This is a genomic window from Alteromonas sp. 4NS20-0143, from assembly GCF_057542855.1.
The window spans coordinates 1-5,432 of sequence record NZ_BAAJLR010000017.1 but is presented as its reverse complement, the minus strand read 5'-3'; the positions used below and the strand labels follow the sequence as shown (position 1 = coordinate 5,432).

Genomic DNA, 5,432 nt, shown 5'->3' with positions numbered 1-5,432 from the left:
GCACCTTAGGGGATTTAAGTGAAGTATCCAGTTTTATGGAAGAATTTATGGAAGAGACTCTCTCAGTTTATGAGTATCGCGATATCATTGCCCGTTACTGCTATTTTTATTATCCGTTTTTTCAAGAATGATATGAGCGTTGAGAAAACTTTTGAACACTTAACAATTGCTCAATTACCACTAATTTTTCTAGGCATTATTGTATTTTCAATTCTGTTTTCATTTTTAATTGCGGTTTTATTTAAATTCGCAGGAATTGAAATAAAAGATGAGCACCTAATCGGTCGAAACTACTGGTTCTTTAAAACAAAGGTTCCAATTAAAGCTATCGAAAAATTTTACCCATTTAGCAATAACGGAATTGAAGCTGTTGTAGCTGATGCTGGTTCTCATGGTAAAGTTTATATTTCAACACATACCCATCAACTAGATGAGCTTTTAGAGTTTTTGGAAACTAGCAGTGGGGCAAGTGGTGCATAACAAACAAATTATGGCACTCGCTGTCGCTCGCTGGGACGCAAACACGTGCGCGGCTTCGCCATTATTGCACACGTATTTGCGCCCCATATTTGGAAGTTAGTGAGCAGGAGGCTTAACATGAATGTTTGGTATATTTTAATAACTTTATCGAGTTTAGTTGGTTTGTTGGTCGCCAAGTATATGAGGCACAAATTATCAATTTTTGTTGCAGGTGCAGTGCCTTGGTTGGGCCTATTAGGTTCACTGTTATATACAGAGTATTTTGTGCCTTACCAAGGTGGTGGTGCTTCTATGTGGCCGGTCGCACAACTTTTCGGCGGAACTGCCGCTGCAGTAATAGGCGTTGTAGTGTTTTTAGTGGCTCGTAAGTTCATCTGGCCAATTAAAGATGCTCACTAACAAGTTGCCTAAGTTCGCCGCAAAAAGCGCGGCTGGGACAAATGCTCGCTGGCTTCGCCAATGCGCTCGCATTTGCCCCTTGGCAAAGCGTTAGCTGCTTCAATGAAATCGAAATGCCTTTTGTCTCATAAACAATTATACTTGTAGCACTAGATATATTAGGAGACCTGCTATGAAAATAGAGAACCTCTCAGCTATAGAAAAAGTTGAACTCGCCCAGAAGATTTGGGACTCAGTAGCTGCTGAACAAGACTCTATTGAATTATCAAAAGAGCAAACTCAGCTTCTTAACGATAGACTAAAGTCCTTCGAAACTGATCAAAATTTTGGTTCAAATTGGAGCGACGTTAAGAGCAGAATCATTGGCTAATGAAATTTATTTTATCTATCAGGCCGGAAGCAGAAGAAGATATCAAAGAGGCATATTCTTATTATCAACAATGCCAAACTGGGCTAGGAAACGATTTTATTGCCTCTGTAGAATCAGCATTGATTAACATCACAGAAAACCCAGAGGTTTACCAGAAAGTGTACCGGGATTTTCGCCGCGTATTCATCGGGCACTTTCCATTTGGTGTTTTTTACAAAATGTTTGGCAATAAAGTTCTGGTATTTGCTGTTATACATACAAGCAGGGCTCCAAGAACGTGGCAAAAACGCAGCTAACAAAACGCTGTTGGCACTCCCTTCGATCGTTGGGACGCTAACACCTGGGCTGACTCACTTCGTTCGGATTTTAGCCCACGTGCCAGCGCCCCAAAGCTTAGCGTTAGGTGACAAGGAAAATTTAGTAGATGGAACCAAATTATTCAGAATACTCGACCACAGAGCTAGAAGACGCTCTAGCCAATATAGATAAGGAAAGTTTTCCAGATCGGGTAGAGCTATTAAAAGTCGAATTAGCGTCGCGACAAACATCAAAGAAAAGCAGCTTAAATGCAGATAGTGATGATTTTGAACCAAACGAACAATTTTTCAAATGTCCAACCTGTGAAAAGAAAATAGGTTTCTTCTCTAAAACTGCTAACAAATGGGGCAAGACAAAAACATGTCCACACTGCAACTCTCCATTTGAAACATCAGTTAAGCTTAAAGTACTCGCAATTGCACTTATACCAGCTTTTGTTATTCAACTATTCATATTGCGTCCGGTTGTAGTTGCTTTGGGCTTACATGGAGCAATAAGCACCGGTATTATGTGTGGCATTCTTTCTCTTCTTTCCATGCGTTACAGGAAAGTCCGGAGCACTAATATCACCTAACAAAACAGTAAAGGCACTCGCGCTGCTCGCTGGTAAGCTAACACATGGGCTGCGTCATTTTGTTCCTAATTTTAGCCCATGTATTATCGCCCCTTAGTGGGGTGTTATGCGCCAAAGCGTAAAGGATTTACATCCATACTTTTATGAAGAATTCTTATAATCAGAATTTCTTGGCTACCAGTTTGCTTGTAGAAAATAACGTGACTACCTTGCGGAAACTTTCTGTACCCGTCTATTATTTCGTCGCAGCTTTTGCCGATATCAGGATTTTCAGACAACATCCAAAATGAATCGTCGAACTGCGTTAGATATACATTACGCTGTTCTCGACTCCATTTCCGTTGCGTAAACAACGCGATATCTTTTAAATCGGATTTTGCGAGTAAAGTTAACTTAAATGGTTTCACTCTTTTAATTCACCATCTAGTTCTGATACCAGGTGCTCAAGGTCATATTCAGCCTCGCCGCTTTCTTCACCTGCTACAAGTAATTGACGCAAAGTGTTTAATTTGGTCTCCTGTGTTTCTAGCAAGCGAAGAGCTGAACGAATTACTTCGCTCGCTGAACCATATCGACCAGTTTGAATTTGGCTAGCAATAAAGCCATCAAAATGGTCCCCAAGGGTAATGCTGGTATTTTTAGCCATCTGCTTTCTCCAAGTACCAATATATACCTAATTATGGTATTTGCCCGCTATAAGTCAATAGCGCATAATCGGGTAGCCAGAGGTCTCTAACCTCCAGCCCCCACAACACCCTGCACCGAAGCGTCGGCCCGGACGACTCCGCACAGGGCGTTTCACTTAGGATGGTGAAGTGCAATCCAACCATCTCGCAAAGAGTAAAGCCCTTCGGATTTTAAGTAATCAAGCGATAAAGCCTGATTGTTCCCTGGGGATTTCGCACTACGCCATGGTCCTTTGCTGTTGATACCACAAGCAACTGCGGCCTGAACATGCACACCCAATTTCATTAAGCGTCTCACTTTAGTGCGCGGCTTTCGCCATTGTCGCCAATAGGCCATTCTGACTCTGCGCCTGATCCAATGATCTAGATCGACGTTTCGCTGATAACCACTAGCGATACCAAAGTAATTTATCCAGCCACGTAAATATTGGCTGAGCTTAGAGAGTTGGTAGTGCATAGACACGCCCCAGTTACGGTTCGTTAACCGTCTGACCTGTTGCTTAAAGTTCAGCAATGTTTTTGGGTGCCATTGAATGCGACCTGCCTTGAACGTGAATCCGAGGAATTTGCTTTCACTGGTTTTAACGACGTGGCTTTTGACCGAGTTCACGATCGGTTTCAGGCGGTGACTCAGGAAGCTGCTGATACTGCTAAGCACACGCTTACCCGCACGTGGAGTATTTACCAAGATAGTGAAGTCATCCGCGTAGCGAGCAAACTTATGGCCTCGTTTCTTAAGCTCTTTGTCCAAAGGGTCGAGCATAATGTTCGCCAGTAAGGGCGATAACGGCCCGCCTTGAGGAACACCTTCTCGGCTCTCACTGTAAAGCTGGTTATCCCTCTTTGTTTTGCAGAGAATCCCAGCTCGTAAGTAGCGTTTAATCAATTTAAGCAGACTATTATCCTTCACTTTATAGCCAAGGTGGGTCATGAGTAAATCGTGATTAACGCGGTCGAAGAACTTTGACAGGTCGACATCAACAGTAAAACGGTGTCCCATTTTAATGATGCTTTGTACATGCTTCACCGCTTGCTGCCCATTTCGATTTGACCTGAACCCAAAACTATTGTCTGAGAAGCTTGGGTCGAAGATAGGTGTTAACACTTGAGCAATAGCTTGCTGGATAACCCTGTCGACGACGTTAGGAATGCCTAATTGGCGTTTACCGCCATCGGGTTTATCAATTTCTACACGTCTAACAGGTGAAGGTTGATATTCTCCTAAGCAGAGCCCATTCATAATACGTTTCCAGTTACCCTGTTTTGCCCAAGCGGGGAAGTCACCAATGGACATGCCATCGATGCCAGCAGCCCCTTTGTTGGCTCGAACTCGTTTCCATGCAGCTAAAATATTAGCGGGTCGGAGAATAAGCTCAAGTAGATCCGCACTAAAGGCTGGCTGCTTATCGATACGCTGAGTCACGTCACTACCGGTCGGCATTCGTGTATTCAAGTTCAATAAGGCTCCTCCTTTGATCTAGGTGTTTGTGGCGGGTCGGCCCACGACTTCACCGTGTCCCAACCATTACGATGGGCGTTTGGCTACTATGCCGCCTGCTGACTTCTGCTTAATCACAGAACGGCTTACACCGCTATGCGCTATCGGTTTTCATCTTTTTGCTCTTTTCAGTCGATGACGCTGAAAAGCCAAGGTACTTGTATACCAGAACCTCACTGGTTATTTACCGATCGCCGGTTAAGCAGATCTCTGGAAGGCCAGTCCCACCGCAGATAAGAACGTGAACTTTCTCTGCACTGCTGCATCATTTACGGTGGCCGTTAGATCACATGGTTTCGTTGTCTTTTATTCATGCCATCCCTGGCATTCACCCCTTCGGGGCCAGCTGTAGCTGTTGTAAATTGCTCCTGCAATTTACTGCCAACTCGCCTCCAGCCTACGCCTCATATGATGTTCTTGTTCATCAGCTCGCAGATTTGCTAGCGGCTTCCTCCAGACAAATCCTCGCGGATTTACCCTTGCCATTCGCTAGTAGTTGTCATCTAATAGCAATATTAATCGCTAGGGATGGTGACCTTCCTACAGAGGACTTTTATCCGGGGCGGCCTCCCGCTCATTAGTTCATGCCCATGCTGGGCGTACACAAAATGATGAAGACGGATTTGTCAGAAAAGCGCTGCCAAACCGCTTATCGAAAGTGTTAGGCCTATAGAGGTAAAACATGATTTCAGAGGCAGATTGGAAACACTTCAAACAAGTTAAGGCAGATGCATTAGATAAATGCTGCCAGCAAGTTTTGGACGAAGTGCGTAAAGGAATCGATAACCCCGAACTTTCAAATCATGAAAAATATCTTTATTTGTATAAATTGATGGAAAACAGCGACAAACGTATCGCCAACATATTCGATTACAATGCAAGGTCTAAAGCTATGCTGCAACTTGCATTAATGAAATCAGACGGCCTTCTAGAAGCTAAACAAATTAGTGACTTCTCAGATGAGTTACAAAGTTTTATTAATAGCCATGACTAACTTATCAGCACGGCCTAACAACTCAATAAACTCACTCACTTCGTTCGCTGGGACACATATACGCTGGGCGGCTTCGCCATTATGCCCTACGTGCCTGCGCCCCTTATTTGAAA

The 5,432-nt window shown here is 43.6% G+C and carries 9 protein-coding genes; 6 read left to right on the top strand and 3 right to left on the bottom strand.

What is annotated here, in order from left to right; genetic code table 11:
- The first annotated feature begins 132 nt into the window (after window positions 1–132).
- The 5 genes from AC27HD_RS18650 to AC27HD_RS18630 all read left to right on the top strand — a co-directional run bounded on the left by AC27HD_RS18650 (window position 133) and on the right by AC27HD_RS18630 (window position 2,141).
- On the top strand, window positions 133–480 hold the full coding sequence (locus AC27HD_RS18650) for a hypothetical protein (RefSeq protein ID WP_487107765.1): 348 nt from the start codon (window positions 133–135) through the stop codon (window positions 478–480).
- Window positions 481–597: 117 nt separating this feature from the next.
- The gene (locus AC27HD_RS18645; RefSeq protein WP_032095994.1) at window positions 598–879 is read left to right on the top strand and encodes a hypothetical protein; all 282 of its coding nucleotides are present in this window, start codon (window positions 598–600) and stop codon (window positions 877–879) included.
- Window positions 880–1,051: 172 nt separating this feature from the next.
- A complete protein-coding gene (locus tag AC27HD_RS18640; protein ID WP_032095993.1) occupies window positions 1,052–1,249 on the top strand; it encodes an addiction module protein in 198 nt (65 codons plus the stop codon).
- A complete protein-coding gene (locus tag AC27HD_RS18635) occupies window positions 1,249–1,545 on the top strand; it encodes a type II toxin-antitoxin system RelE/ParE family toxin (protein ID WP_487107763.1) in 297 nt (98 codons plus the stop codon). Before AC27HD_RS18640 ends, AC27HD_RS18635 begins: the two co-directional genes overlap by 1 nt.
- Window positions 1,546–1,673: 128 nt before the next feature.
- Window positions 1,674–2,141, top strand: coding sequence for a hypothetical protein (locus AC27HD_RS18630; protein WP_487107761.1), 468 nt, complete (start codon window positions 1,674–1,676; stop codon window positions 2,139–2,141).
- A gap of 104 nt (window positions 2,142–2,245) precedes the next feature.
- Here AC27HD_RS18630 and AC27HD_RS18625 read toward each other — a convergent pair whose 3' ends face one another.
- From AC27HD_RS18625 to ltrA, 3 genes are all read right to left on the bottom strand, one after another.
- Window positions 2,246–2,548, bottom strand: coding sequence for a type II toxin-antitoxin system RelE/ParE family toxin (locus tag AC27HD_RS18625; protein WP_487107759.1), 303 nt, complete (start codon window positions 2,546–2,548; stop codon window positions 2,246–2,248).
- On the bottom strand, window positions 2,545–2,787 hold the full coding sequence (locus AC27HD_RS18620; protein ID WP_032095989.1) for a type II toxin-antitoxin system ParD family antitoxin: 243 nt from the start codon (window positions 2,785–2,787) through the stop codon (window positions 2,545–2,547). The genes AC27HD_RS18625 and AC27HD_RS18620 overlap by 4 nt, the downstream gene beginning before the upstream one ends.
- Window positions 2,788–2,939: 152 nt before the next feature.
- Entirely contained in the window at window positions 2,940–4,268 is a 1,329-nt protein-coding gene (gene ltrA / locus AC27HD_RS18615) for a group II intron reverse transcriptase/maturase (protein WP_487107767.1), read from the bottom strand.
- 739 nt (window positions 4,269–5,007) lie between these two features.
- Here ltrA and AC27HD_RS18610 point away from each other — a divergent pair.
- Entirely contained in the window at window positions 5,008–5,319 is a 312-nt protein-coding gene (locus AC27HD_RS18610; RefSeq protein WP_487107757.1) for a hypothetical protein, read from the top strand.
- Window positions 5,320–5,432 lie beyond the last annotated feature (113 nt).

Excerpts from the sequence above, each read along its gene's own strand:
- AC27HD_RS18650 (WP_487107765.1), top strand. The coding sequence starts at position 133 with ATGAGCGTTGAGAAAACTTTTGAACACTTAACAATTGCTCAATTACCA.
- AC27HD_RS18645 (WP_032095994.1), top strand. The coding sequence starts at position 598 with ATGAATGTTTGGTATATTTTAATAACTTTATCGAGTTTAGTTGGTTTG.
- AC27HD_RS18640 (WP_032095993.1), top strand. The coding sequence starts at position 1,052 with ATGAAAATAGAGAACCTCTCAGCTATAGAAAAAGTTGAACTCGCCCAG.
- AC27HD_RS18635 (WP_487107763.1), top strand. The coding sequence starts at position 1,249 with ATGAAATTTATTTTATCTATCAGGCCGGAAGCAGAAGAAGATATCAAA.
- AC27HD_RS18630 (WP_487107761.1), top strand. The coding sequence starts at position 1,674 with ATGGAACCAAATTATTCAGAATACTCGACCACAGAGCTAGAAGACGCT.
- AC27HD_RS18620 (WP_032095989.1), bottom strand. The coding sequence starts at position 2,787 with ATGGCTAAAAATACCAGCATTACCCTTGGGGACCATTTTGATGGCTTT.
- ltrA (WP_487107767.1), bottom strand. The coding sequence starts at position 4,268 with ATGCCGACCGGTAGTGACGTGACTCAGCGTATCGATAAGCAGCCAGCC.
- AC27HD_RS18610 (WP_487107757.1), top strand. The coding sequence starts at position 5,008 with ATGATTTCAGAGGCAGATTGGAAACACTTCAAACAAGTTAAGGCAGAT.